27 protein-coding genes and 1 pseudogene are annotated in these 26,687 nt (G+C 42.8%); 8 read left to right on the top strand and 20 right to left on the bottom strand.

What is annotated here, in order from left to right:
• The 10 genes from gspL to gspC all read right to left on the bottom strand — a co-directional run bounded on the left by gspL (position 1) and on the right by gspC (position 10,312).
• Positions 1–1,212 (bottom strand): type II secretion system protein GspL, encoded by a 1,212-nt coding sequence (gene gspL, locus H5114_RS18920; protein WP_182723763.1) that lies wholly within the window; start codon positions 1,210–1,212, stop codon positions 1–3.
• A gap of 50 nt (positions 1,213–1,262) precedes the next feature.
• Positions 1,263–2,249 carry a type II secretion system minor pseudopilin GspK gene (gene gspK, locus H5114_RS18915; RefSeq protein ID WP_182723762.1) on the bottom strand — a complete coding sequence of 329 codons (987 nt, stop codon included), beginning with the start codon at positions 2,247–2,249 and terminating at the stop codon, positions 1,263–1,265.
• Positions 2,249–2,962 carry a type II secretion system minor pseudopilin GspJ gene (gene gspJ / locus H5114_RS18910; protein WP_124017721.1) on the bottom strand — a complete coding sequence of 238 codons (714 nt, stop codon included), beginning with the start codon at positions 2,960–2,962 and terminating at the stop codon, positions 2,249–2,251. The genes gspK and gspJ overlap by 1 nt, the downstream gene beginning before the upstream one ends.
• Positions 2,943–3,365: a type II secretion system minor pseudopilin GspI gene (gene gspI / locus H5114_RS18905; protein WP_259395340.1), complete on the bottom strand. Its 423-nt coding sequence runs from the start codon at positions 3,363–3,365 to the stop codon at positions 2,943–2,945. The genes gspJ and gspI overlap by 20 nt, the downstream gene beginning before the upstream one ends.
• A complete protein-coding gene (gene gspH / locus H5114_RS18900) occupies positions 3,358–3,930 on the bottom strand; it encodes a type II secretion system minor pseudopilin GspH (protein WP_124017722.1) in 573 nt (190 codons plus the stop codon). The genes gspI and gspH overlap by 8 nt, the downstream gene beginning before the upstream one ends.
• Position 3,931: 1 nt before the next feature.
• Positions 3,932–4,366: a type II secretion system major pseudopilin GspG gene (gene gspG, locus H5114_RS18895; RefSeq protein WP_124017723.1), complete on the bottom strand. Its 435-nt coding sequence runs from the start codon at positions 4,364–4,366 to the stop codon at positions 3,932–3,934.
• An 86-nt stretch (positions 4,367–4,452) separates the two neighbouring features.
• On the bottom strand, positions 4,453–5,685 hold the full coding sequence (gene gspF / locus H5114_RS18890) for a type II secretion system inner membrane protein GspF (protein WP_124017724.1): 1,233 nt from the start codon (positions 5,683–5,685) through the stop codon (positions 4,453–4,455).
• Between the two features lie 3 nt (positions 5,686–5,688).
• Positions 5,689–7,248 (bottom strand): type II secretion system ATPase GspE, encoded by a 1,560-nt coding sequence (gspE, locus tag H5114_RS18885; RefSeq protein WP_124017725.1) that lies wholly within the window; start codon positions 7,246–7,248, stop codon positions 5,689–5,691.
• Positions 7,241–9,373, bottom strand: a complete 2,133-nt coding sequence (gene gspD, locus H5114_RS18880; protein ID WP_182723761.1) for a type II secretion system secretin GspD — start codon at positions 9,371–9,373, stop codon at positions 7,241–7,243. Before gspD ends, gspE begins: the two co-directional genes overlap by 8 nt.
• Before the next feature lie 24 nt (positions 9,374–9,397).
• Positions 9,398–10,312, bottom strand: a complete 915-nt coding sequence (gene gspC / locus H5114_RS18875) for a type II secretion system protein GspC (protein WP_124017727.1) — start codon at positions 10,310–10,312, stop codon at positions 9,398–9,400.
• 264 nt (positions 10,313–10,576) lie between these two features.
• On the opposite strand from gspC, the gene hslR reads away from it, so the two are divergent.
• The 4 genes from hslR to H5114_RS18855 all read left to right on the top strand — a co-directional run bounded on the left by hslR (position 10,577) and on the right by H5114_RS18855 (position 15,708).
• Complete coding sequence (gene hslR, locus H5114_RS18870; protein ID WP_124017728.1) at positions 10,577–10,975, top strand: ribosome-associated heat shock protein Hsp15; 399 nt, start codon at positions 10,577–10,579, stop codon at positions 10,973–10,975.
• A 25-nt stretch (positions 10,976–11,000) separates the two neighbouring features.
• On the top strand, positions 11,001–11,861 hold the full coding sequence (gene hslO, locus H5114_RS18865; protein WP_182723760.1) for an Hsp33 family molecular chaperone HslO: 861 nt from the start codon (positions 11,001–11,003) through the stop codon (positions 11,859–11,861).
• A gap of 253 nt (positions 11,862–12,114) precedes the next feature.
• A complete protein-coding gene (locus tag H5114_RS18860) occupies positions 12,115–13,671 on the top strand; it encodes a phosphoenolpyruvate carboxykinase (RefSeq protein ID WP_182723759.1) in 1,557 nt (518 codons plus the stop codon).
• Between the two features lie 177 nt (positions 13,672–13,848).
• Positions 13,849–15,708, top strand: a complete 1,860-nt coding sequence (locus tag H5114_RS18855; protein WP_182723758.1) for a M14 family metallopeptidase — start codon at positions 13,849–13,851, stop codon at positions 15,706–15,708.
• Positions 15,709–15,716: 8 nt separating this feature from the next.
• On the opposite strand, the gene H5114_RS18850 is transcribed toward H5114_RS18855, so the two are convergent.
• Positions 15,717–16,034 (bottom strand): GIY-YIG nuclease family protein, encoded by a 318-nt coding sequence (locus tag H5114_RS18850; RefSeq protein ID WP_259395339.1) that lies wholly within the window; start codon positions 16,032–16,034, stop codon positions 15,717–15,719.
• A 135-nt stretch (positions 16,035–16,169) separates the two neighbouring features.
• Here H5114_RS18850 and glp point away from each other — a divergent pair, with 135 nt between their 5' ends.
• Complete coding sequence (glp, locus tag H5114_RS18845; protein ID WP_182723756.1) at positions 16,170–17,423, top strand: gephyrin-like molybdotransferase Glp; 1,254 nt, start codon at positions 16,170–16,172, stop codon at positions 17,421–17,423.
• 7 nt (positions 17,424–17,430) lie between these two features.
• The gene (gene moeB / locus H5114_RS18840; RefSeq protein ID WP_182698729.1) at positions 17,431–18,201 is read left to right on the top strand and encodes a molybdopterin-synthase adenylyltransferase MoeB; all 771 of its coding nucleotides are present in this window, start codon (positions 17,431–17,433) and stop codon (positions 18,199–18,201) included.
• Between the two features lie 33 nt (positions 18,202–18,234).
• Here the strand turns inward: moeB and H5114_RS18835 are convergent, their stop codons facing one another.
• Both H5114_RS18835 and H5114_RS18830 read right to left on the bottom strand, forming a co-directional pair.
• Positions 18,235–18,429, bottom strand: coding sequence for a DUF2986 domain-containing protein (locus tag H5114_RS18835; protein WP_124017735.1), 195 nt, complete (start codon positions 18,427–18,429; stop codon positions 18,235–18,237).
• A 105-nt stretch (positions 18,430–18,534) separates the two neighbouring features.
• Positions 18,535–18,702 (bottom strand): YqaE/Pmp3 family membrane protein, encoded by a 168-nt coding sequence (locus H5114_RS18830; protein ID WP_124017736.1) that lies wholly within the window; start codon positions 18,700–18,702, stop codon positions 18,535–18,537.
• A gap of 153 nt (positions 18,703–18,855) precedes the next feature.
• Here H5114_RS18830 and H5114_RS18825 point away from each other — a divergent pair, with 153 nt between their 5' ends.
• Entirely contained in the window at positions 18,856–20,064 is a 1,209-nt protein-coding gene (locus H5114_RS18825) for a diguanylate cyclase (RefSeq protein WP_182723755.1), read from the top strand.
• A gap of 45 nt (positions 20,065–20,109) precedes the next feature.
• Positions 20,110–20,310 (top strand): annotated as a pseudogene (locus H5114_RS18820) (diguanylate cyclase domain-containing protein); the annotation flags it as partial.
• A 58-nt stretch (positions 20,311–20,368) separates the two neighbouring features.
• Here the strand turns inward: H5114_RS18820 and H5114_RS18815 are convergent.
• The 7 genes from H5114_RS18815 to modA all read right to left on the bottom strand — a co-directional run bounded on the left by H5114_RS18815 (position 20,369) and on the right by modA (position 26,605).
• Complete coding sequence (locus H5114_RS18815; RefSeq protein ID WP_182723753.1) at positions 20,369–21,043, bottom strand: TIGR01621 family pseudouridine synthase; 675 nt, start codon at positions 21,041–21,043, stop codon at positions 20,369–20,371.
• A 36-nt stretch (positions 21,044–21,079) separates the two neighbouring features.
• Entirely contained in the window at positions 21,080–22,321 is a 1,242-nt protein-coding gene (locus H5114_RS18810) for a HAMP domain-containing sensor histidine kinase (RefSeq protein ID WP_182698724.1), read from the bottom strand.
• 67 nt (positions 22,322–22,388) lie between these two features.
• Entirely contained in the window at positions 22,389–23,066 is a 678-nt protein-coding gene (locus tag H5114_RS18805) for a response regulator transcription factor (protein WP_182698745.1), read from the bottom strand.
• A gap of 13 nt (positions 23,067–23,079) precedes the next feature.
• The gene (locus tag H5114_RS18800) at positions 23,080–23,556 is read right to left on the bottom strand and encodes a hypothetical protein (RefSeq protein WP_235781676.1); all 477 of its coding nucleotides are present in this window, start codon (positions 23,554–23,556) and stop codon (positions 23,080–23,082) included.
• A gap of 490 nt (positions 23,557–24,046) precedes the next feature.
• Positions 24,047–25,159, bottom strand: coding sequence for an ABC transporter ATP-binding protein (locus H5114_RS18795; RefSeq protein WP_182723752.1), 1,113 nt, complete (start codon positions 25,157–25,159; stop codon positions 24,047–24,049).
• Positions 25,143–25,823, bottom strand: coding sequence for a molybdate ABC transporter permease subunit (gene modB / locus H5114_RS18790; RefSeq protein ID WP_182723751.1), 681 nt, complete (start codon positions 25,821–25,823; stop codon positions 25,143–25,145). The genes H5114_RS18795 and modB overlap by 17 nt, the downstream gene beginning before the upstream one ends.
• A complete protein-coding gene (modA, locus tag H5114_RS18785) occupies positions 25,823–26,605 on the bottom strand; it encodes a molybdate ABC transporter substrate-binding protein (protein WP_404948326.1) in 783 nt (260 codons plus the stop codon). Before modA ends, modB begins: the two co-directional genes overlap by 1 nt.
• Positions 26,606–26,687 lie beyond the last annotated feature (82 nt).

Below are 26,687 nucleotides of genomic sequence, written 5' to 3'. Positions count from 1 at the left end.
TTATTTAATCCTTAACGTCAGCGTACTGGTAACGCTTTCTTCGTTACTGTTCATGGCTCCACCTTCGAGGAGGTAGTCTTTCATGACAATCTCTTTAAACTTATCGATTTGAGCATAATTTTTTGCAGTCACTTGCATCCGTAATTCATTACGATTGGCTTCATAACGCAAAGTATTGGGTTTTAATTCTGGCACCTTGCTAAATGCAGACTTTAATCCATCTAGCATTTCAAAAAATACTGCACCACCGCCTTGGCCTTGCATGCTGCGCAATTCACTGCCCATTTGTGAGCGCATATTAACGATACGATTAACCCCAGGGACAGATTGTTTAAAAAGCATTTCGCTTTGAGCTTCTATCTCAGCGGTATGCTTATTAAGTTGATGAATAGCTAAACCTTTATTCGTCAATGCTAAAACAATCGCCACCATCACCACAATCGCAGTATTTTTCCAGGTTAATAGCTGTTTGCTGTACTCACTTTTAGGTTTATAAATGCCACTTAATAAGTTCATTGGCGCATTTAAGATGCCCTTGGCTAATATCATCATGGGTAAATCTAAAGGCTTGGCTTCAACTGTAACGCCAACAAAATCAATATCATCACTATAACCCGCTACCAAAAGAGGATCTGCATCGGTGTGGTTTAGCATCGTTTGAGCTAATAACTGCGGTAATGCAAATTCAGCCCATGCTTTAGGTACGCTAACACCGCCGCCTTCTGAAGTTCTGATTAAATATTCACTACCAACACTCATTGCTGCCCAACGACATTGATCTAACGGTAATGCTAAACAATCTGGCACGATGCGTTTCACTTTCAAGCCTGCATCATACAACCATTGAAGCCATGTTTGCATTTGCTCATGCGCAACCGCAGCCACATTGAGTAGTTCACCTTCACGAGGGCCCACCACAAAGTGCATGTTATCGACATTAGTCGCTAATGATTCCTCAAGCATATATGGCAATGCCTTTAATGCTTGGCGTTGACCTTTTTCGGGTAACATAATTTGTGTCAATGTCATGTTGGCCGCAGGCACAAGTACATCAACAGGACGATTACCCGCGCGATCAGCTAAAGTGCTGAGACTTGCAGCATCAGATAACTCACCAGAAGCGATAATTTCTTGCTCTTGTTCAGACCATACCAGCCATGAACATGGGTGTTCTGATGTTTTTCCTAACCGGATAAATAGCCGTTCAGACACTGTTATTCTCCACCGATCTCAATACGTATTGTTACGCAATGAATTTGTTATTATTGTTGACCACCGTACTGCCTAGTGAGCACATCTAAATCTTTACCATTGTGCTTAAGTACGCTTTCCATTCTAAATATTGCATTATCGACTTTGGCGCCAGCTTTTAATAAAAAATACTTGCTATCGACCACAAAACTCGACTTTACGTTCGCTTCTGATTTGATGCCACTCAGAGACGAACTTTCCCAAAAATCATCAATTTTTTCATATCCATCAGCTGGGCGATTATTAATAATATTTTCAGCTTCACTGACTGAAATTTGATTTTCCAGCATCCCAGCGAGTAAAGCGGCTTGCTCAACTTTAATGGTGTTCACATTCAATAACTGGGTATCTTCGCCCGGTATTGCACACACATAAGGCAAAATGTTCAGATAAACATTTTGGCTAAAGCCCATTACAGCACGTAGCTCACTTCGATGTTGCATCAAGGTATTGGCTGCACGATATGGCACATTACGCGACTCATATTCGGCATCCTCAGCCCCGTATGGGCCAGATAACGTATCTTCGTCAATATAGTCTTTTAGAGTATACGTCAGCTGCTCTGCACCAAACTCATCGACACCTAAACTGATCAGTAACGATTGGAACTGTTTAGCGGCTACGGTCATTTTGGGCTGACCATTGTCATTCTCTTTTGATGCTTGCCCAACGGCATTAATGTTAAAACATGCCCGCATATCTTGTATTTCACCGACGATTTCACCATATTCAGCCGGAAATGCCACATTCGCTAGCGCCCAGTACTGTTGTAAATGTACTGTACCTTCTGAATCTTCAAAATCTTGCTTGAGCACTTTCATCGCCAACTCTTCGGCAGAAAGCGCATACCAATAGGCCTGATCATATTGGGCTAAATTAAGCGTTCGGCGCATAGAAAGCTGATTACGACTGGTAATATTGGTCGCGATAATCACTACCATAGCCACAATCAACATAACCACGATGAGCGCCACACCACGCTGCTTTTGGCCACCCATTATGAGTTTTTCCCATTATCTATTTTAGGATCAGTTTCGCTATTATTGTCTTCTTTATTATTTGAATCGTTAGGATCGTCTTTATCAGACTTAATCGCTGGTGCACCTTTGGGCAATAAAAATCGACGCTGGATTTTACCTAAACCTTCTAGCTCAATTTCCATCGCAATCCCTTTTGGCATTACGCTTCCATCAACTTGTTTCTGCCATTTATCATCAATATAAAATGAATACTCAATTGATAACACATGATCAATGACCACACTTTTTAGTGGCTCTGCACCCGATACGGGTTCAGGATAAGGATAATACCAGCGCTCTAGACGACCATTTTGAACCACATAGGCAACCGACTGTAAACTGCCTCTGGGTAACATGCCATCAGGGTTTAACCAGCCTAAACGGTAAAATACCAATGCTTGGGTTTCTGAGTCGAGAATATTGTCACCAACTTGGAAAAATCGATTGTTACGTTCGCCTTCAAATGATCGCGGTGTACGCGCCACCATTTGGCCCAGATCACGTTCTAGCGCGCCAAAACCTTGCTGTAATGACTTAAGTCGAGTCGCAAACTCTTGGGTCACTTCATCATTTTTCATCACCGCCGACAATACCGAGTTAGCCGCAATCCCCAGCATGGCAAATATCGCAATCGCAATAAGCATTTCCAGTAACGTAAAGCCGCTTGAATGCTTAGGCTTTGTTATGTACATAACTACTCACCTGGGCAACAACACGCTTAAATTTATCATCGTCACTGACGCTAATACGGATCATTCTGAACTTATCATCTGTCGTTTTAATCACTTCTTGACGCCAATACCATTCACGGCCTGCAAGTTCTGACTGACCGGTTTTTTGGCCAATGTCTGGAAAAGTACCTGGTAATCGCACATCAACCATTTGGTTGCTGGCCACCCATTGGGCTAACGTACGCTCTTCTAAAATGGGCATATTCGCCATTTGTTCACCCAAACTTTTGGTGACCGATACTGCTGCAATAGAAAACACTGCTAGGGCAACAATAACTTCAAGTAATGTCATACCACGGTTTCGAGTCGATAAACGCTTATTACTTAGGTTTAGCGGGCGTCGATATGCTGTGAATTTACTCATCTACACGCCCTAATGTTAAGCGGCCTAACGCATCACCTACAACCAGCACATTAACGGGCTGAAGGTCATCATTAACCGTATTAAAACCTAGCTCAAAGGGGGTCATCTCACCGCTGGGAAATAATAAAATTTGCGGTTCAGGGTGTTTCTTTTTTTCTTCTTCGCTCGGTTCATCGATAAAAGGTTCATCAAACCACGACTCATCTTGCTCGTCTTCTTGAACTAATGGCATGCCATCAATCACCACATCTAAGGTAATACCAGCCTCCATTTTTTTAGCCGATAACAGCCGGTCTTGATCAACAGGCATCCATTTGCCTTCTTTATAGAACACAAACTGATATTGATCTTCGTCAATCACAATCCCAATAAACTGGCCGCTTAATACACTTTCATCTAGCACCATCTCGGTGGCAGACATAAAACGTTGCGCCTGTTTTTTGAGCATTTGTTCCGGCCCAGCAACACTAATCGATAAGGTTACCGCTGAGGCAACCAAACCCATTAGCAATGCCACAATTAACACTTCTAATAAAGTGAAACCGGCTTGACGATGTTGAGCCATTTTATTGAAAATCTTGTAAATTCCAGCTTCCGATATCATCTTCAGAACCTGGCTGTCCATCTGGGCCAGCACTGAAAATATCAATTTTGCCATTTTCACCAGGGCTTAAAAGTAAATAGTCATTGCGCCATGGATCTTGTGGTAAACGCTTAACATAGCCACCTTCGCGGAAATTACGCGGCTCTGGCGACGAGCTAGGCTTTTGCACTAAAGCATCAAGCCCTTGCTCTGTTGTTGGGTAAATACTGTTATCTAACTTGTACATATCCAATGCATTTTCTAGCGCAACAATATCTGACACCGCTTTTTGTTGATCTGCTTTATCTTTGTTCCCCATCAAATTCGGCACAACCATTGACGCTAAAATACCTAAAATAACAATCACCACCATTACTTCGAGTAAGGTGAAACCACGTTGTTTATTATTATGTTGCATTGATTACTTCCTCTAAAAATTGTCTATATATTCATGCGTAAAATCGGTGTTAAGCTTGGTTTACCCAAGCAAGGTCAAGGTTAGTCCTAGCCGCTGATCAAGTTGTTTAACTCTAAAATAGGCTGCAGAATAGCCATTACAATAAATAATACAACCGATGCCATACTCACGACTAGCATGGGTTCAAACACCCCCAAAGCAATGTTGACGTTAGACTCAAACTCTCGGTCTTGGTTATCAGCAGCTCGTTCAAGCATATTCTCTAATTGACCACTTTTTTCCCCTGACGCAATCATGTACAACATCATTGCAGGGAATAGCTTAGTATTAGTCAACGCAGCCCCCAAACTAGTTCCTTCGCGGACTCGCGCCGTCGCCTCATCAACGGCGGCACGCACTTTGACATTCTGTAATACTTCGCTGGCAATACGCATACCATCAAGTAACGGCACTGAGCTTGCTGACAAAATACTTAATGTACGCGCAAAACGTGCGGTATTTAATCCTTTACTGACTTTACCAATAACGGGCATTTGCAATAAGGCGGTGTCGTATTTCATTCGCAGTTGCGGATTAGTCAGCATACGCTGAAACACAATCATACAACCGAAGATAATCAGTACCACCACCACGCCCCAATGCTGCACAAAATCCGATGCGAGTATTAAAAACTGGGTCGTGCCAGGTAACTCTTGGCCCATATGTTCAAATTGGCCAACAACCTTAGGTACTACAGCCGCCAATAACACGGCTATCACGCCAATGGCGACCACAGTCAATACGATGGGATATATCATGGCTTGTGTTAGCTTTGTTTTGAGCTGTTGACGGCGTTCGGTGTAATCAGCTAAGCGATTAAGTACCACTTCTAGATGGCCTGATTTCTCACCGGATGCCACCATTGCACGGTATAAATCATCAAACACATGCGGAAATTCAGCCATTGAGTCAGCTAAGGTGTAACCCTCAACCACTCGAGATCGCACCGCCATAATCATGCTGCCTAAACGATCTTTCTCAGACTGTTGTCCAACCGCTTTTAGTGCTTCTTCAATCGGTAAGCCCGCAGCTACCAGTGTCGCAATTTGGCGCGTGATCAGGGCCAGTTCGGCTACAGATATACGTTTTTTAAACACGTTCGCGAGATTAAACCCACCACGCTGTGAGCGAGCTTCTTTCTCGTTAACCGGCAGAAGTTCCAGTGGCATAAGACGCTGCTCACGCAGCTGGCTTCTTGCATGGCGTGCCGTATCAGCTTCAATCACACCTTTTTGTTGTTTGCCTTTGCTATCAAGGGCTTTGTATTCAAACGCCGCCATTGATTACTCCTCGCGAGTCACTCGCAATACTTCTTCTAGGGTGGTCACACCGGAGAGTACTTTACTCATACCGTCATGGCGGATACTTGGAATCGATTTACGCACATATTTTTCAATGGCTAATTCGCCCCTGCCGCCATGAATTAACTCGCGGACATTGTCATCAACGATAAGTAGCTCATGAATACCGGTTCGACCTCGATAACCATTTTGGCCACAAGCCTTACACCCTTTAGCGCGATAAATAATACGGGTGTCGTTCGCAGTAATACCCAGTAACTCACGTTCACGCTCATCTGGCTCATGTGCTTCTTTACACTGTGGGCATAATGTACGAATTAGACGCTGAGCGAGTACGCCAAGCAAACTAGATGACACTAGAAAGGGTTCTACCCCCATATCTTGCAGACGGGTAATAGCCCCTGATGCGGTATTGGTATGTAAAGTTGAAATCACTAAGTGACCGGTTAATGATGCTTGCACCGCAATTTGCGCGGTTTCTAAATCACGAATTTCACCAATCATCACCACATCAGGATCTTGACGTAAAATTGCGCGTAATCCACGAGCAAAAGTCATGTCGACCTTAGTATTGACCTGAGTTTGACCAACGCCCTCTAATTCATATTCAATCGGATCTTCAACTGTTAAAATATTGGTATCTTTAGAATTAATTTCCGTTAACCCAGCGTACAAGGTGGTACTTTTACCAGAACCGGTAGGCCCTGTAACAAGAATAATTCCGTGAGGTTTACGAATTAGTTCATCGAATTTTTCACGAATGCCTGGTGTCATACCCAGTTGTTGTAAGTCTAAGTTACCGGTATTTTTGTCCAGTAAACGCATTACCACGCGCTCACCATGACTCGATGGCATAGTTGATACCCGCACATCGACAGCACGACCAGCAATACGCAGCGAAATACGTCCATCTTGTGGGAGGCGTTTTTCGGCAATATCTAAGCGCGCCATCACTTTAATCCGCGACACCAACAAAGATGACAACTTACGATTTGGCTTTAATACTTCTTTCAACACACCATCAATACGGAAACGAACAATTAATTGTTTCTCATAGGTTTCGATGTGAATGTCTGAGGCTTCTTCTTTAATGGCTTCAGACAATAACGCATTAATTAATTTAATAATTGGTGCGTCATCATCGCCTTCAAGCAAATCTTCGGTTTGCGGTAATTCTTCGGCCAGAGTGAATAAGTCCATCTCGTTACCGATATCTTCCATAAGCTGTTGAGCTTCAGAGGAGTTAGCTTGATATGCTTGAGTTAATTTAGCCTCAAACTTAGCCACTTCTAGCTTAATCAACGGTAACTCAACACCCGCATAGCGCCGTACTTCTAGCATGGCACTGAGCGGCGTTTTATCAGTATAAAAAAGACAAAGCTGATCGTTATCTTTCGCTAACACTAATTGAAAGCGATGTGAAAAGGCGAACGGCAAACGTTCTTTACTGTTGGAGTGAAAAACCCCATCACCTTCGACCACTTCCATGGCAACGTCACTAGATACTTGGGCTAATGGCTCAGTTATCACGCTATCAGTCATTGTTTTGAGCCTTGTCCTTTTGCATGCTTTCATCGATGGTACGTAAAGCGGGATCTGAATCACGCATATCAGTACTCAATCCTTTGCCGCTTTTATAGCGATCAAGCATGTCGTTGACGTCGTCCGGTATATAATTTTCTTGGTTCCACTCATCTAATACAGGTACTTGAGTATTTGGCATTAAGTTAATACCACGCGCTTGTTGTTCCAGCTGCAATGCTCTGAAGTAATTATATTTGCGCCCCGCAATACCTTCCATTGTAATGCCATCGCGGATAATAGTGGGCTTGATGAAAATCATCAGATTCTTTTTGGTTTTCTTGCTAGAAGAAGACTTAAATAAATGACCAATAAAAGGAATATCACCAAGAATTGGAACTTTTTGAATACTTTCTTGAACTTCTTCGTTAATTAAACCGCCCAAGACGACAATTTGGCCTGAATCTGCCATGACAGTAGTGGTTAAACGGCGTGTAGAGAAACTGATGTCTACGCCAGTGTTACCATTAACACCCGACACTTCTTGTTCGATAGTTAATTTAACCGATGAACCTTCGTTAATTTGCGGTACGACTTTCAGCTTAACCCCCACTTCCTTTCGCTCTACCGTTTGGAAAGGGTTGTCATTATTAGAGCTTGAGGTTGAACCGGTAATAATGGGCACTTCATCACCAACTATAAACGACGCCTCTTGGTTATCGAGCGTAGTAATCGACGGTGTGGCTAATACGTTTGAATTAGTATCACTTGAAACGGCTTGGATTAACGCGGCAAAGTTACCTGTCGTCACGCCCCAGGCCATACCATTTACTTTGCCGAGTGCTTGCGCGATCAACGTAAAGTCGCCTTCAGAGGTTGGATTAGTGGTAGTAACTGGATTGCCATTACCATCAATAGTCGTCACGCTAGTGCCATCGGTTTTACGTGCAGCCCAGACCCCAGCACCCACTTCACCAATCGTTGGACCGATATTGTTAAACTGAGTCAGCCCGCCCGCTTCGCTACCCCATTGCACGCCAAAACCAACGTTGTCGCCTTCGGCTATTTCAACAATAATGGCTTCAACGAGCACTTGCGCACGGCGAATATCAAGCTGATTAATCACACTTTCAATAGTACGCAGTTGATCGGGTTCAGCACTAATCACCAAAGAGTTAGTGTCACTGTGGGCCATAATATTGATATCACTACGACGCTTACTTGAGTTGCCTTGCTGGGCACTAGCGCCCTCTTTATTGTCTTGTAAATTTTGTGCAAAACCAGTTAATACTTCAACTAAGTCTTCTGCCTTGGCGTAACGTAAATAACGGACTTTGGTGTTACCTGTACTCGCTTGTTCGGCATCGAGACGCTTAATCAGTTCAATCACACGCTGGCGGCTTTTCTCATCGCCGCTGACAATAACCGCATTCATGCGTTCATCTGCGACCACTTTAGGTGCTTGACCTGGAAGTTGTGATTGATTAGCACTGGAACGGTAAAGAGTATCTACAATACGAACTATCTCACCTGCAGAGGCATAGTCTAATGCCACTACTTGCACATCTGTATCGCCTTGCTTATCGACTCTACGAACAATTTCTACCAGCTTGTTGACTACTGCAGCACGGCCAGAAATCATTAGTACATTTGATTGGTCATAGTTGACGACGTTACCGCCACCAGCATTATCATTTAACTGTCGAAGTAATGGTGCGAGCTGCTTAGCTTCAGAATTGTATAAAGGCACGATACGGGTAACCATTTCATCGCCGACACCTGGAGCTTTGTCATCGGCAACGCGAATAGCAGCCATTTTGGCATCTTTATCTTTAATCACTTTAATGACATGGTTTTCCATTTCAACCACGGCATAACCATACACTTGAAGTACGTTAAGGAAGAATTGGTAATATTGATCATCATTGAGTAAATCGTAACTGCGGACATTGATTTTGCCACGTACGGTTGGATCTACAATAATGGTTTTATTGAGGTTTTTACCGACAATATTAATAAACTCTTGAATGTCAGTGCCCTTAAAATTGGCGGCATATTGTTCCGACCAAGCACTTGGTGCTGCTATCATCGCAGCTCCTATCAGCATTCCAGCAATAATCTTATGTCGGATCCCTTTATTATTCATTCTACTCAATCCTCTAACGCCAAATTATTCTGGCAAACTAAACATGATTTCGACCAACTGCCCTTCACGCTCAACCATGACAGCCATTTCGGTGAGCTCAGGCAATTGTGCCATCACTTCTAATGCCTGACCCATATCGGTCAGATCAAATCCATTTATTGATTTGGCTAAATCATTAGCCTGAAAACCCGCTTGCTTAAACAATGCGACGTCTTTGCCAGGGTTTAAACGGTAACCCGCTAATTCATCACCATTACGTACCGGTGAAATAGCCAAAAAGTCGGTAATTTTACTGGGGTCTGCTAGCAACTCGTCACGAGAATTAGACAGATCTTCAGAAAAACGTTCATTATCGCGACGATCAACTCGAGTGACCTGTTGATCAACTTTAGCTTGTTGTAACTGGGTGTTTGCCGCACCTTGTGTGGTGTATTGAAGCCCATCAAGCATTAAGGTTTCATAACGGCCACTGTTACTGATAATGATCCTGTCAGCATAAACCTCTTTTAAAGAAGCCGAAGTCCCTTTAATTTTATCGCCTAAGCTATACGTTTCTTGTTGACCACTTGATTCAATGACGGCTAAGCCTTGAGCTTCCTCGGTGGATGCAACAACTCCCGTCAATTGAATTGACAAGTTTGTTTTAGGTGCATCTGTTATTTGCTCTACGACTTCAACTTTAGGCTTGTCGTTATTATTGTCTAAGCGGCCAAAAAGAAATAGATCACGCACACCGGCAAGCTCAATACGCTTTGCAGTGCCCGCAGAGATGGGGGATGGTTGCCACACCGCAGATTGCGATGATACTGGCATCAACTTCCATGTGATTTGTGCTGCGAGTAGCAACACAATGATCAATCCCAGCCAAAATACAATCATACTCAATCGTTTATGCGGTATTTTTGCTGCGTTGGTGATCAGTTTATCTAATAAATCCATATGTTATTGGACCCTCTATACGCCTTGGTACAGGTCTCTGTTCTAATTGTTAATAAAATTCGTTAAATATATGTGAAGTCGTCATGCTAACTCACACAGGATAAAGCGACAACCCCAGAGCATATCGATTGGCGAATCTCCATCAAATATGCTAACTTTGCGACCATAAAAGAGCCATAATATTGCCCTCTATTACGATAATACACACATTGTATGGCAGTTAGGTTACTCAGTCTGTGAAATCATCCCTGTTTTGGAGGTCATTTGACTCAAACTCAGCCCGAAAAAAGCGTTATTCGGCTCGACAAATGGTTATGGGCGGCACGTTTTTATAAAACCCGCGCTATCGCAAAAGACATGATCAATGGCGGTAAAGTACATTACAACGGCCAACGGACTAAATCCAGTAAGAATGCAGAAGTCGGTGCAAAAATCCGTCTTCGTCAAGGTAATGATGATAAAGAGGTTTTTGTCATCCAATTATCTGGTCATAGACAAAGCGCCAATGTAGCGCAAACCCTATACGAAGAAACACCAGAAAGCATCAGTAAACGGATTATAAACGCTGAAGCAAGACGGTTAAATATATTGAACAATCCGGCCCCAGATCATAAACCGGATAAAAAACAAAGACGACAGATTATGCGCTTTAAAGACTACTAAGCGCCCAAAGAGTAAGAGAATACAAATGAACAACGATATTTTACATCGCTACATTTTTGATAACGTCGATGTGCGTGGCGAAATAGTCCAATTAGAAAATAGCTACCAAGAAGTGCTTTCTGCACATACTTATCCCGTGGCAATAGAGCGTCTAATTGGTGAGTTAATGGCGGCAACATCATTACTGACCGCCACCATTAAATTTAATGGCGATATTAGCGTGCAGTTACAAGGCGATGGCCCGGTTTCTTTAGCGGTAATTAATGGTAACAATAAGCAAGTTTTACGTGGTGTTGCCCGTTGGAATGATGATATAGCAGATGATGCGAGCCTGCAGGAAATGTTTGGTAAAGGCTACATGGTAATCACCTTAACACCTGATGAAGGTGAACGTTATCAAGGTATCGTATCACTAGACCATGTCAATCTAGCCGCATGTTTAGAAGAATATTTTAATCAATCAGAGCAATTACCGACTCAAATTCAGTTATTTGCTAACGGCAAACAAGCTGCAGGTATGCTGCTGCAAGTATTGCCATCGAAGTCAGATCAAACGGATGATTTTGAACATTTAGCAGCATTGACCACTACAATTAAAGCAGAAGAGCTATTCACACTGGATGCTGAACAGGTATTACATCGCTTGTATCATCAAGAAGAAGTACGTTTATTTGACCCTGTTGATGTTACCTTTAAATGTAGCTGTTCATATGAACGCAGTGGCGCTGCTATCAAGACCTTATCGCAACATGAAGTTGAGGCCATTTTGGCTGAAGATGGCAAAATCGAAATGGATTGCGAATACTGCACAGCAAAATACGCTTTTGACGCAATAGATATTGCCGCACTATATTCGGGCAGCCATAGCAGTCAGTCAAAACAGTAATTCATACCGTTACAACCTACGTAACCCATTACAAAAAAGCGCGCAATGCGCTTTTTTTGCCTTAAAAATCACTAAAAACCCCCTCAAAACAAAATAACTTTCAAAAATATTACCAAACTGTTCGTTACCAAAACATTAACTTGCGTTACAATCCCTGACATTAGCTTATAGCCTCCGCGCAAAAAATAATATCAAGCTAAGTTTGAACACCTAACCCCAATAGCGATTCACTGCAAAACACGACCTAAAAGACATGGAGATCAACACTATGGCGGATGTATCTAACCGCGTTCACCTTAATCCTACGACAGCACAGCTGGTAGAAATAGCGCTTCTTCGTGGAGAAGGTCAGCTCACCGCGAATGGTGCCTTAGTGGCCAAAACAGGAGAAAGAACAGGTCGCTCGCCTAATGACCGTTTTATTGTCAAAGAGGCAAATACAGAAGCGGATATTGAATGGGGCAAAGTAAACCGTCCATTTGAAGCGGGTAAATTCGATGCATTATGGGGCCGTGTAGAAGCTTACCTTGCAGACAAAGAGTTATTTACGTCTGAACTTGAAGTCGGCGCTGATGATGATCATTATATTCCAGTGCGTGTAACCACTGAATATGCTTGGCATCAGCTGTTTGCTCGTAACTTATTCATCGCGCCAGAAAGCTTTAATCGTGGCAACAAAGACACATGGCAAATTATCAATGCGCCTGGGTTTGTGTGTGAACCTGATCGTGATGGCACCCATTCTGATGCGGCGGTTATTCTTAACTTTGCCGAGAGAAAAGTGCTGCTTGCGGGCTTAAAATACGCTGGCGAAATGAAGAAGTCGATGTTCTCAGTACAGAACTTCTTATTACCTGCTAAAGGTGTATTACCAATGCATTGCTCGGCCAATGTTGGCCATGATGGTGATACCACATTATTTTTCGGTTTATCGGGTACAGGTAAGACAACCCTATCCGCTGATCCAAAACGCTTCTTAATTGGTGATGATGAACACGGCTGGGCTCCGGGTGGCGTGTTTAATATCGAAGGTGGTTGTTATGCTAAATGTATCGATCTGAGCCAGAAAAATGAACCAGTGATTTGGGATGCGATTCGTTTTGGAACTGTGTTGGAAAACGTCGTACTGAATGAACAGCGAGTGCCTGACTATAAAGACACTAGCCTGACCGAAAACAGTCGTGCCGCCTATCCTTTAGAGCATATCGCTCAGCGTAAAGAAGATAATCGTGGTGCCGAGCCTCATGCCGTTGTGTTTTTAACCTGTGATGTCTCAGGTGTATTACCGCCAGTGTCAGTGTTAAGCAAAGAGCAAGCAGCGTATCACTTCTTATCGGGCTATACCGCAAAAGTGGGCTCAACAGAAATGGGCTCAACATCGGCAATCCAGTCAACGTTCTCAACATGCTTTGGTGCACCATTCTTCCCACGTCCTGCAGGTGTGTATGCCGAGCTGCTAATGAAACGCATTGAGTCGTTTGGTAGCCAAGTTTACCTTGTTAACACCGGCTGGACAGGTGGTCCACACGGTGTAGGCAAACGTTTTGATATTCCAACCACTCGCGCCATTGTTGACGCTATTGTAAGTGGTGAATTAAAAGATGTCGCCACAGTGCATATCGATAAACTCAACCTAAATGTACCTGTTAGTGTATCGGGTGTAGATACCGCTTTACTCAACCCAGTTAATACATGGAAAAATAAAGCTGACTATGAAAAATACGCACAACAACTAGCACAAGAGTTCAGTGACAACTTTGCTAAATATAAAGTGTCTGAAGCAATCAAAAATGCTGGCCCAAACGTCTAAATAAGCCAGCAAGAATTCGCAATTAACATAATGCGATGTCATGCCTAAAATCCCAACTTCGGTTGGGATTTTTTATCTGTAAAATTACAGCATAAAGCCACTGAAACTGTTGATAGGCAATGCTATGATGTTATTACCGTTATTATGTCAACACCATCACCATTTACAGGGATATTCATGCGCCGCTTTTTGCTTGCAAGTTTAATGGTTAGTCCGTTACTGATTTGTTCTACTTTCACTCATGCTGATGATGCTGCATCTTCGACGCCCATAGTCGCAACAGAGCACACTGCACATTTTGAAAACGACAATATACTGCCGCCAATTCACCCTTGGTCTGGTGCAAGTGAAACCTTGTTATTAAGTGCAGATCAGCCATGGATCACTCCGTTTGAGCAAAACGGTTACGTTTCTAGCCCGAACTATCATGATACGGTGCAATGGTTAAACAAACTCGTCGACAGCAGCGATGTATTACAACTGGTTAGTATCGGCAAAAGTCCCCAAGGCCGAGATATATGGATGATTGTTGCGTCGCAAGATGGAGCATCAACTGCGCAAGCATTGAGTGATAATGGTAAAGCGACCGTGCTAGTGCAAGCGGGCATTCATGCTGGCGAAATTGACGGTAAAGATGCTGGGATGATGTTATTGCGTGATATCAGTCATAACCACAAACGCGAGTTACTTGAAAACGTTAACTTACTGTTTATCCCTATTTTCAGTGTTGATGCTCACGAGCGCAGCAGCAAATTTAACCGCGTTAATCAGCGTGGACCTGTGAACATGGGTTGGCGTACTACGGCTAAAAACCTTAATTTAAACCGTGATTATGCCAAAGTTGATGCACTGGAAATGCAGCACCTTATTCGCACTATTAATATTTGGCAGCCAGATTTATACATAGATGTCCATGTTACCGATGGTATTGACTACCAATATGATGTCACCTTTGGCTACAACCTCGCTCAAGGTTACAGCCCGAGCATTTTTAAATGGCTAGAGACTATTTATCGTCCAGAGGTAGAACAAGCCTTAACAGAACAAGGCCACATACCTGGTCCATTAGTTTTTGCTAACGACAATACCGACATGAGTAAAGGTATATCACTTTGGAACCCTAGCCCACGATTCTCCAATGGCTATGGCGATGCCCGTCATTTACCCACCATTTTAATTGAAAACCATAGCCTTAAGCCCTACAAGCAACGCGTACTTGGCACCTATGTCATGCTTGAACAAACCCTTAAAACAGTGGCCCAAAATAGCACTAAGCTAAAATCTGCCATCAATGAAGATAAATACCGAAATCCAAGCAAGTTAACCCTAAGCTGGGAAAACCAAACATTAGCACAAGGGCGAGACTTTAAAGGTATTGATTACCGTATTGAGCAAAGCCCAATCAGTGGCGACAAAGTAGTACGCTGGACAGGTGAACCTAAGTTATATAAAAACTTACCGATTGTGGCTAATACCAAACCGATTGTGACAGTGACGCGTCCTGTGGCATATTATATTCCACCACAGTGGGCTGATGTGATTGATCGTCTCGCTTTACACGGCATCAGAATGACGCGTCTTAATCAAGTCACCACAGTAACCGCACAGCAATATCAATTCAGCGAGCCCATGTTTTCTAGTGCTGATTACGAAGGCCATCAAACAGTCACCGCCAACACGACCATTCACAAAGTTACTACTGATCTTCCTGCAGGTACTGTGCGTATTCTAACTGACCAGCCTTTGGGCGATTTAGCCATGCTGCTGCTCGAGCCACAAGCAGAGGATTCATTGTTTTACTGGGGATTTTTTAATCCTATTTTCACCCGCACCGAATACATTGAAGATTATGCGGTTGAACCTTTAGCGGCAAAAATGTTACAAGAGAATCCCGGCCTACAAGCTGAATTCAATCTCGCACTAAAGAACCCTGATTTTGCCAAAGACAGTGAAGCAAGACTCCGTTGGTTTTATGAACGCAGCCCATATTATGATAACCAATACATGAAATATCCTGTGTTAAGGGTATCTAAGTAATCTGCTAGTCACTCTACAAGCATGTTATCGCTGGTAGAGTGACGCCCTAGTCGCTGATGCTGTTCAATTAACACTAACTTTTGCTGGCGAGACAGTTTTTTAATCGCACTTTCGCGTTTTGATGCCTCACTTCGATCAGCTAAGGATTCTTGGTAAACCAGGGTTAACGGGCCTTTACCTTTTAAATATTTAGCCGCTTTTGGACTGCCTGTTTGATGCTCAGCAAAGCGGCGCGCAATGTCCGTGGTAATACCTGTATATAAATGTGAATTTGCACAGCGAATAATGTACAAGAACCAACCAGCATTGGCGTTATTTTTCGGCATAAAATTTAAAACCTTAAGTGTGATCATAAAACGCTTGTGCCATCATGGCATACTAAGCCCCATGAAAATGCAAACACCTATTTTTCAGCCAAAATACGCTGTAGCGTATTTTAGCATTTCATTAAGGAAGTTCTGATGTCTAGTAATCAAGACCCTTGCGCTCAACCAACATTGCTGCATCCCGATCAAGCGATTGAGCAACTTTTAGCTCAAGTTGAAGCAACTCAAGATACCGAAATGGTAACATTAACCCAAGCTATCGACAGGGTTCTTGCCGAAGATCTGTCCTCAAGTATTGATTTACCCCCTTTTGATAACTCTTCTATGGACGGTTATGCATTTCGGTTTGCAGACTTAACGGCATCACAAGATAAAACAACTTTCACATTAGTGGGTAGCTCTTTTGCAGGCCACCCATTCAGTGGCAAAGTGCTACCTAATAGTTGTATCCGCATTATGACCGGTGCTCCTATTCCCCCAGGTTTTGATACCGTACAAATGCAAGAAAAAACTCAAGCAAACCAAAACCAGATTAGTATTGAACATCCACATCGCTTAGGCGCCAATGTGCGCTGTCGCGGTGAAGAACTGCTGGCTGGTACAAAAGTATTACACCGTGGTGTCATTATCCGCGCGGCAGAAATGGGGGTACTCGCCACCATTGGTATCAGCCAAGTAAGGGTGACACGCAAATTAAAAGTGGCCTTCTTTTCCACTGGCGATGAACTACGCCCGGTGGGAAGCGAATTGGCGCCAGGACAGATTTATGATTCTAACCGCTATTCAATCCAAGGTTTACTGAGTAAAAGTAATGTTGAGTGGATTGATTTGGGCGTAATAGCCGACAATAAAGAAGCGATTCGCGGGGCATTTAAAGAAGCGGCTAGCCAAGCGAATATGGTGCTCACATCAGGCGGTGTCTCTGTTGGTGACGCTGATTTTACTAAACAAATCTTATCTGAAGAAGGCAAAATCACCTTTTGGAAACTGGCCATTAAACCAGGGAAACCATTTGCTTTCGGTAAAATAGATAATGCTATTTTCTGTGGTTTACCCGGTAATCCGGTCTCTTCTATGGTGACTTTTTATAAGCTCGTATTACCTATTTTGAAAAAGATGCAGGGACTCAAACCGGTTACGCCTTTATTTTGCCAAGCCAAGTTACTGACGGATATACGTAAACATCCTGGCAGAGTCGAATACCAACGCGGCATACTCAGTCGCAATGAAGCGGGCGAGCTTGAAGTGGCCATCACAGGTGGCCAAGGATCGGGTATGCTGACATCAATGAGCTTAGCTAATTGCTTTGTAATATTAGATCAATTCCAAGGCGACACATCTAAGGGTGTCCAAGTGACTGTAGAGCCTTTTAATAACGTGTTGTGTTAGGAATATTATGGACTCACTTGAGCAAGAAATACTGACCGACACTGAAATGCTGCGTTATAGCCGGCAGATTTCGATTAAAGCTATCGATATAGATGGCCAAGAAAAGCTTAAACTTGCCAAGGTGTTAATTATTGGCGCTGGCGGTTTAGGTTGTGCTGCAAGCCAATATCTTGCTGTGGCGGGGGTTGGTGAAATCACCTTAGTTGATTTTGATACGGTGGAGCTTTCAAATCTACAACGCCAAGTATTGCACCACGACGCCAATATTGGTCAGCCGAAAGTGGCGTCTGCCAAACAGGCATTGATGCAGCTAAACCCATTGATTACTCTCAATACAATTAATGCGCAATTAGATGATAATGAGATAAATGCCTCGGTAAGCCAGCACAGCTTAATTCTTGACTGCACCGACAACATGCTTGTTCGAGAACAGCTCAACAAAAGTTGTTTTGAGCACAAAGTCCCCTTAGTATCTGCTGCTGCAATCAGAATGGAAGGCACGGTAACCGTATTTGACTACCGAGAAGATAGCCCGTGTTATCAGTGTTTTAGCGCTTTATTTGGCGAGCAGCAATTAACCTGCGTCGAAGCGGGTATTCTTGCTCCAGTGGTTGGCATGATAGGCTGCATTCAAGCAACTGAAGCGATAAAAGTCATCACAGGTATCGGTCAAGCGTTAACTGGGAAGTTGCTAATGATTGATGCCATGACCATGGAATTTAGACAAATGCGCTTGCCTAAACAACCCCAGTGCAAAATCTGCGGTGTACATGCGTAAGTGAAACGACATCGCGAGTTCATGATACAGATGCTACTGGATAGCATCTGTATCACTTGATGCACTGTCAGCTAAACCTACTGTTGGCGCGGCTATCAATTGCGCTTGCATAAGCTTTTCGCGATCGGCTTTGGCAATATAAGGAGATTTATTGGCTGCATGGAGTTTAGCATTGGCCTTCTTGGCTTTAGCTTTCAGGGTTTGATTAATTTTCTTTTTACGATTCATGTTGGTCACTTAATAGCATTTCTACCAAGCAATTATAATCTTAAAGTGATTAAAACCCTATCGATTCCAACTTATCAGCGACTCAGCGGCATCATATACTAGCCTTTACTCTTGTAATACTACCCACAAAGCATGAATAAGCCCGGGGACAAAAAAGAAAATACATAATAGGATATTAATTAATAAATCCTTGCCCATACCTTTTTTGAGCAATACCGCCACAGGTGGAAGCAAAATCGCAATAATCACTAGTAATAATTTATTAGTATCCATTTTCGTTGCCTTATTTAAATTGATTAATTTAGCTATAACTATTATAAAAAGAGTATACGATACAAGTTGTTAACTAGAATAATTATCCTATTATTTTTTTGTATATTGATATTGCATCATGGAACCGTCTTCTTCCCGATAGTAATGAGTCACATGGAAAATAGCCAGAGTATTGTTTTTGTACAATTTTTCAGCTTAATTGCGCTTAGCTGTGCAATAGCTTGGACATTGCTTGCCACTCTATTACGCATAGCACCCAGAGCCAGTTGGTGCTTCGCTGCGGCTAACACTTTCACTGTTATCGGCATTTTACTTTACACTCAACGCACTGAAGCAATTAACTATTTATACTGGTTTGTTGCCGACATGACAATACTCTTGGGATTTGCTCTGGTGCGTTGGGGCTGCCAATACTTATTTAAACAAGCTTTATCCTACCGTTTTGATCTAATATTGCTGACAACTGCGGCACTATTAATGCTGTTAGTACCACCCTCAGTGATCTATGCCGTTTACTTAGTTATTGTGATGAGCATGACTGCAGCTATCTTCATTTCCCTCAGTGGTATTGATAATTTTCGGGCAGTAAAAAAACACTTACCGCTTTATTATGCCGCCTTACTTAACGTGCCCTTTTTTACTATTGGTTTATTATTTATCATCCGAGCAATTGTTTTGTTATTTTCTCCACAACAACTTGCGCATATTTCTGCCGCCGACAAACTTAACTCACCCTTAGTATTATGGAGCTATATCATACTGTTATTATTAACTAATCTAGTATTATTTGGTAATGCTCTGGCTCGATTAGTGTTCAAAGTGGCGCGGTTAGCTAACAAGGATCAATTAACCGGCTTATGGAATAGGCATGCATTACTGGACAAACTCAAGCAGGTTGATGCCTTGTGGTTACGAAATGATTTAGCTTATAGCTTAATGGTACTCGACTTAGACCATTTCAAACGTATCAATGATACATATGGACATTTAGCCGGTGATAAAGTGCTCAAACACACAGCTGAAACGTTACAAAACACACTGCGTAAAATCGATTTTATTTGTCGTTATGGTGGTGAGGAGTTTCTCATTATACTGCCGTTAACCAATAAAAAAGAGGCTCAAATTGTGGCCGAAAAGATACAACAAAAAATCAAAGAAAGCGTCATTGTGTGGCAAAAAAAACACATCAGCACCACCCTCAGTATTGGTTATGCGACCTGTAAAACTCACCTCAGTATTGAACAACTATTACAGCTAGCTGATGATGCTATGTATCTCGCAAAAAGTAGGGGGCGTAATACGATTTGTTCGCTTGACTCGATAGAGCAAGCCAGTGAAATAATCTCCACAACCCGGCAATAGTCAGTACGAGCCCTTTTGCAGATTTAGTTCACACTAGCGCAGGCGCATGAAATGGCTTTACGATGTCAGCAAGAACTTGCAGAACAGGGAATTGATACTGGTGAAGAGAGGCTTAGTATAACGGCAAGCATTGGTTGCGCTATTGTCACTCCCAAAAACCCCATTAAGCACATTTTAGCCCAAGCCGACAAAGCCATGTATGATGCAAAAAAAGCCGGCCGCAACTGTATTGCAACAGCAGGTTAGATAAACCTCAACTTGGGTAATAGAAATGCACCGATATTCTTATTAATAGAAAAAACTATCACTTACTTGGCCAAGACAAATCACTCGGCGATTGCCACTGATTACCAATAAGTTGTTGGCATTGAGGCAATAGAAAGTGTACACCGAATGATGGCACATGTTGGAAAACATAAGTCTTATCTAGATAACTAAAATGCAAACTGTACGCATGTAAATAGCATCTATCACTGAGCTCATTACCATAAAGTTGATCGCCTAAAATAGGCACGCCAATACTGGCTAAAGCCACTCGTAATTGATGAGTTTTACCACTGAGCGGTTTGAGCAAGTACAGCCGTATTCCTTGGGCAATGCTCTGACTAAAAAACTGTGTAACTGCGGGGTTATCAGTGGTTCGCAGTAATTTATACATGCTGCGACGCGACTTAGCCATATCGCCAATAATCCAACCTTGCTTCTTTTTAGGCTTACCACAGGCAATGGCTAAATAATATTTTTGTACTTGATGCTGAGTAAACATCTGAGTGAATACATTGGCCGCTTGTGGCGATTTAGCCACAATCAATAAACCAGATGTAGGCGTATCGAGGCGATGAACCGGATAAAGCTTATAACCTAAATCAGCCTCAGCCTGAGCAATCACTCCAGCAGTGCCATCTTGGCTGTGAAAATGGACATTGGCAGACTTACTGATAATAATAAAATCTGTTTGATCACTGAGCAGTTGATACATAAATTATCCAACCAGGATTAAATGCCGAGTGCACTATTATTTAAAGTGAATACTCACCAGCAAACCCGGATTATTATCGTGTAGTGAAATGGTCGCTTTATGGCGCGATAGAATGGCCTTCACCATAGACAAACCTAACCCAGTGCCTTTGTAATGACGACTAGGGTCTAAACGGACTAAGCGATCAAATACTCGCTCTTTATCTTCGTCAATAATACCCGGGCCATTGTCGCTAATTTGAATATGCTTCCCCTGTTGGATAATGCTAATTGTTGCACCGTCTGGGGAATACTTGATCGCGTTATCAACCAGATTAAACAAGGCTTGGAACAGCAAATACTTGTCGCCATTAACCTGAATATCATCTTCTAAGCTGATTTTCAGCACTTGGTCGCGACTCTCGGCAATCACTTCCGCCATTTCGAATAAATCTTGACAGATTTGCTGCAAACTCACTGGCTGTAAATCAAGCATTTGCTGGCCTTCTTCAATGCGAGTTAACGATAACATGGCATCAAATGTTCCCAGGCAGTGGTCTAACTCTTCGAGTAACTCAGCGGTGGCATCGGCAAGTTCAGCGGTAGGTTTTTGCGATAATAGCTCAATCCCGATACGTAAGTGTGACAACGGGGTTCGTAAATCATGGGCAATATTATCGGTTACACCCCGAACCGCACGCAAGTTTTGCTCTAATGTGTCGAGCACCAAATTAAATTGCCGCGCAAGCATATCAAACTCATCTTGGCTTTCACTTACCGGCAAGCGCGTCTCATAGTGTCCAGCTTCAATTTGTTCACTTAAGCGGTTGTATTCGACCAGTCGTCTAAGAATGGCTTTTGAGAAAATATACCCTAATGCCAGTGTCAGTCCTAAGGTAAATGCCACCGCCCAGAAAGCAGCATTAATGAATTTCTCAATTAGTGCCGCTAACTGATCAGTTCGCGTCGCAATAAGGACTGGACCATAACGGGTAATAACTAGGCCACCGGTGAGAATATGCAGCTTATCTGGACCGCCAGTAAAAATAGGGAAATCTCTGGTTTCAGGCAGTTGCGGCATGTTTTCAGGTAAAAAAGTCAGTGCGCCGACCATATCAACGCTGTTGCGCCAGGCAATCAAGGCTGTTTTGGGATCGGCAGCACGAATTTGAGCAGCAAAACTACGGCGATTGACTGTTAAAGCCAACTGCTGATAACGTTGCATTTCTGCAGCAAGATGTTTATCTACCTGATTTTGTTGCTCAATCACTAGCTGTCGATAGAGACTAAGCACCAACATAACAATCAATATTGTTACTAATGTAGAGAAGATCAGCGTGATCCGCCACGCACTACTCTGGTAAGGCTTAATGCCTTTTGCAAAGGCGATATCCAGCCCCTCTTACGGTTTCAATTAGCTCACCATGCCCAAGCTCTTCAAACTTGCGACGTAACTTGGCAATGTGCACATCAATCACGTTAGTACGAGGATCAAAATGGTAATCCCATACTGCTTCAAATAGTAATGTGCGGCTAATGACTTGATTAGGATGCTCCATTAGATATTTAAGTAATTGGAATTCTTTGGGTTGAAGCATTAACTCGCTGTCATCAAGGGTAACTTTACGGGTTAATAACTCCATTTTTAGACTACCCACTTCAATATCAGTGGCAGCAGGTTCAACCACATTACGTTGAGCAAGTTTTTCCGCACGCACTAATAGCTCTGCAAACGCAAATGGCTTAGTCATGTAGTCATCACCACCGGCACGTAAACCTTTTACGCGTTCATCAACATGGCTCAAGGCCGATAGAATAAGTACCGGTGTCTTGTTGCCACTGGTACGCAGAGCTGATAATAACGTTAAGCCATCTAACTTAGGCAACATACGGTCGAGGATCAATAAATCATATTGATTATGTTTGGCTAACGTCAGACCTTCCTGGCCATCCGTCGCACTGTCGACTTGATATTTCTGAGCAGTAAATCCATCAGCTACATACTTTAATGTAGTAGCATCATCTTCAACCAGTAAAATACGCATAGTCATAGAGTCTTTAATCCCATTTGAGCAGAGGTAGAGGACGTAGAGTTTCAATATCGAAAGCAATGGTACTTCTACTATCTTGATTGAGTAATTTTAATTCGAGATAACTAATTGATAAATCGTGGTCCAATTCTGCCTTTGTTAAATATCCTTGCTGATTTTCTATCGCAAGAGTCACTAATTCTGAAAACTTCATATGTTTAGCTTCGAGCATTTTAGCAGCATTAACTTGACCAGTATCATCACTTGCGTAGGCAGACGATTTTTCAGTTAATAATATACCGTCTAAGGCACGATATTCGTATTTATTGATTCGGTGGGTTTCTACGTTAACCATAGAAATTTTATATACCAGCAAGCCTTCCTCGACGTCAACATCAAAGTCACAAATTGTACCTTGATCTTGTTGCTCTAATTGCTCCATGACAGAAATGGGCTTTAAAAAGTTACCATTTATCAATAAGGAATGCATAGATGGGGTGGCCATCACGACACAAGGAAGAAAGCATATTGCTAGCAGCAACCGAACCATCACGAGCCTCTATATAATTGAAAATTTTATTACCTGCCCACTTTACCTAAGAGCAGCCAAAGTCCCAAGAAATCTAAGATTAATAATTGATCATAAATACCATTTTAAATGATGCTGAAGCGCCATTTTATGACATAAAATCAGTATAAAGTATCGAATAGAGTGATCAAACTCGCGCCAATAGTAGGCTATGTTATCTTATTTGGCACTGATGCGTCTCACACGCTAATCGGCGCAGCAAACTGAGCGAAAAAGTTATTTAAAATAAATTAACGATCCAAGTTAAGACAAAGGGCTGTTGAACATTGATGGCTAAATTGGGTTCGAGATAAACAGTTTCTAATACGGCATAAGTTGTGGCACTTAGCCATTGTAAGAAAATACCTTATAACTAAAGGGAAAAATCGTTTAGCCGTCCCCTTCTGGCTGCATTCATCTTAAAAGATCAACTGTCTCTGATATTTAAAATATGAATTTGGTCTGACTTGAGCGCTATGGTCGTTTGCACTCCTGCCGCGATTGATAACTTTTGCACTAAATGAGTTGGTACATCAGCATTAATGATTGATCCTATGCCAACAACTGATGCGATCACCCGAGAGGATTCGCCCATTATCAATACAGATTCGATGAATACCTCTAACTTATTTATGCTCTTGCACAGACGACCACTGCTAATGGCATTAAAGCGAATCCCTTGATTGGGAATAACCCAACGAATAGCTTGACCAATCTCTAATGTGGGGGCGCTATCACAGACGATGAGTTCATCACCCAGTGTAAACTGAGTGATGTTGCGTTCAATATCTTGTGACACAACTTGGCCATCAAAAATATTTCTCAAGCCCATCTGTCTCGCAACCGCCTCATCATTAGGATGAGATAACACCTCAAAGGGCTTGCCTTGTTGCAGCATCCTACCCTGACTAATTAATATCATTTTATCGGCCAGTAACAAGGCCTCGTGAATATCATGGGTTACCATAATTACCGGTATGGATAGTTGTTGCTTCAAACGCGCTAACTCTATGTATAAGCGCTCACGAGTTTCTTTATCTACCGCAGAAAAGGGCTCATCTAATAACAAAATAGCCGGCTCACGTGCCAACGCTCGCGCAAGCGCAACTCGTTGGCGCTGTCCACCCGATAATTGTGCGGGTAAACGATCAGGTAATCCATGCAAATTGACACGTTCCAACCAATCTAGTGCACGTTGCTTTCTTAAGGCTTTGGGCACATGATCAAGCCCAGAAATGACATTATCTAACGCCGATAAATGCGGAAACAAACCAAAATTCTGCGGCATATAACCAATATGTCGTTGCTGTGGTGTGAGTGAAATCGACTGTTGTGCATCAAACCACAACTGTTCACCACAATGAATCTGCCCCTGTTGCGGTAATGTCAAACCAGCAATCATTCTCAGTAGTGTTGTTTTACCACCACCCGATGGGCCAACAACCGCTAAGACCTCACCCGCTTGGCAACTAAAATGCGCTTTCAATGGAATAGGTAGTGTTTGTGAAATATCACAAGTAAGATCAGCGTGGCGAGGCATTATAATGCCCTCCTAAACGCCTCGACATACTGGTAGTGAGTGCTAATGCGCTTACCGCAAACAACAATAAGACTAAAGACATCATCCCTGCCGAATCAAAATCGAATGCCTGCACACTATCATAAATGGCTATTGAGATAGTTTTAGTTTCACCCGCAATGTTACCGCCCAGCATTAACACCACACCAAATTCACCCAGCACATGGGAGAAACACAGTACCAGGGCGGTTAATACACCAGGCCAAATCATGGGTAACTCAACTCGAAAAAAAATCCGTAATCGGCTCATACCGCAACAAGCCGCAGCGTCGCGAATATCAATAGGAATAGTTTCAAACGCACGTTGAATAGGCTGAACAGCAAAGGGAATATTAACAATAATAGAGGCTATGACTAACCCTGAGAAATGAAACACCAGTTGTTGACCTGTTAATTGTTCAACCCACTGGCCAATCATGCTCTGATTGCCTAAACCGACCAATAAGTAATAGCCAATAACAGTCGGGGGCAATACTAATGGTGCCATGATCAGAGCCTCAAGCAATGACTTGCCCTTAAACTGACGGTACGCTAACCATCGCCCAATCACTATGGCCAGCGGAATTAACACTACAACGGTAAAACAACTTAATCTTACCGACAGCCACAGCGCTTGCCAATCCATTAGTCACCCTGCTTAACGACAGGCTTAGGTAAGTTAAATCCAAATTGCGTTAACACTTGCCGCGCCTCATTAGATTGCATGTATTGATAGAATAGCTCGGCCGTTTCAGATGCCTGTGGCATCAATGCCATCCGTTGATTAAGAGGTTGAAATAACACGTCTGGAATAATCACGTAGTTACCGCGCTTAGCAAACTCAGGTGTCAACACCAAGGATAACGGCACTATACCGCCTTGAGTGGAACCACTAATGGTAAATTGGGTCGCTTGTCCGGCATTCTCACCTAAGATCAGCATCGGCTGGAGTGCATCCCATAAACCTTTTGCTTTGAGAACTTCACGGGCACTCACTCCATAAGGTGCATGATCTGGATTGGCAATGGCGAAACGAGATAGCTTTCCATCATCGATTAACTGCCTTAAGCCCACTAGCTCTGGGTCTAAAATCAATGGCGAAGCCTTAGGAGCAGCAAGAGCTAAACGTCCGATGGCATAAACAATGCCCTCGTCTTGAGTGAAGCCCGCTTGATGTAACTTATCAATATAACCTTCATCAGCACTGAGCATCATCTCAAATGGAGCACCATGCTGAATTTGGGTGATAAAATTACCCGATGAACCATAACTAATCCGCAGTTCCAAGCCTGTTTGCTGTTGAAAACGCATCGCGATTTCATCTACTGCAAACTTAATATTAGCCGCTGCAGCAATGGCCGGAGCATCGCTGGCCAAGCTTGCAGAACTGAACCCAATCACACCAACCGTCGCCAGTAACGCCGCCATACCACTTGCGTTAATATACTGTACCAGCCGATAAAAAATTGGAGTAATGCTATTAATGAAAGGCATTGAGAGATTATCCTTA

Origin of the sequence: Shewanella sp. SR43-8 (assembly GCF_014163775.1) — a bacterium.
Taxonomy (GTDB): domain Bacteria; phylum Pseudomonadota; class Gammaproteobacteria; order Enterobacterales; family Shewanellaceae; genus Shewanella; species Shewanella vesiculosa.
Note: the sequence above shows the minus strand (reverse complement) of the source record. Positions and strands in the feature narration are given on the sequence as shown.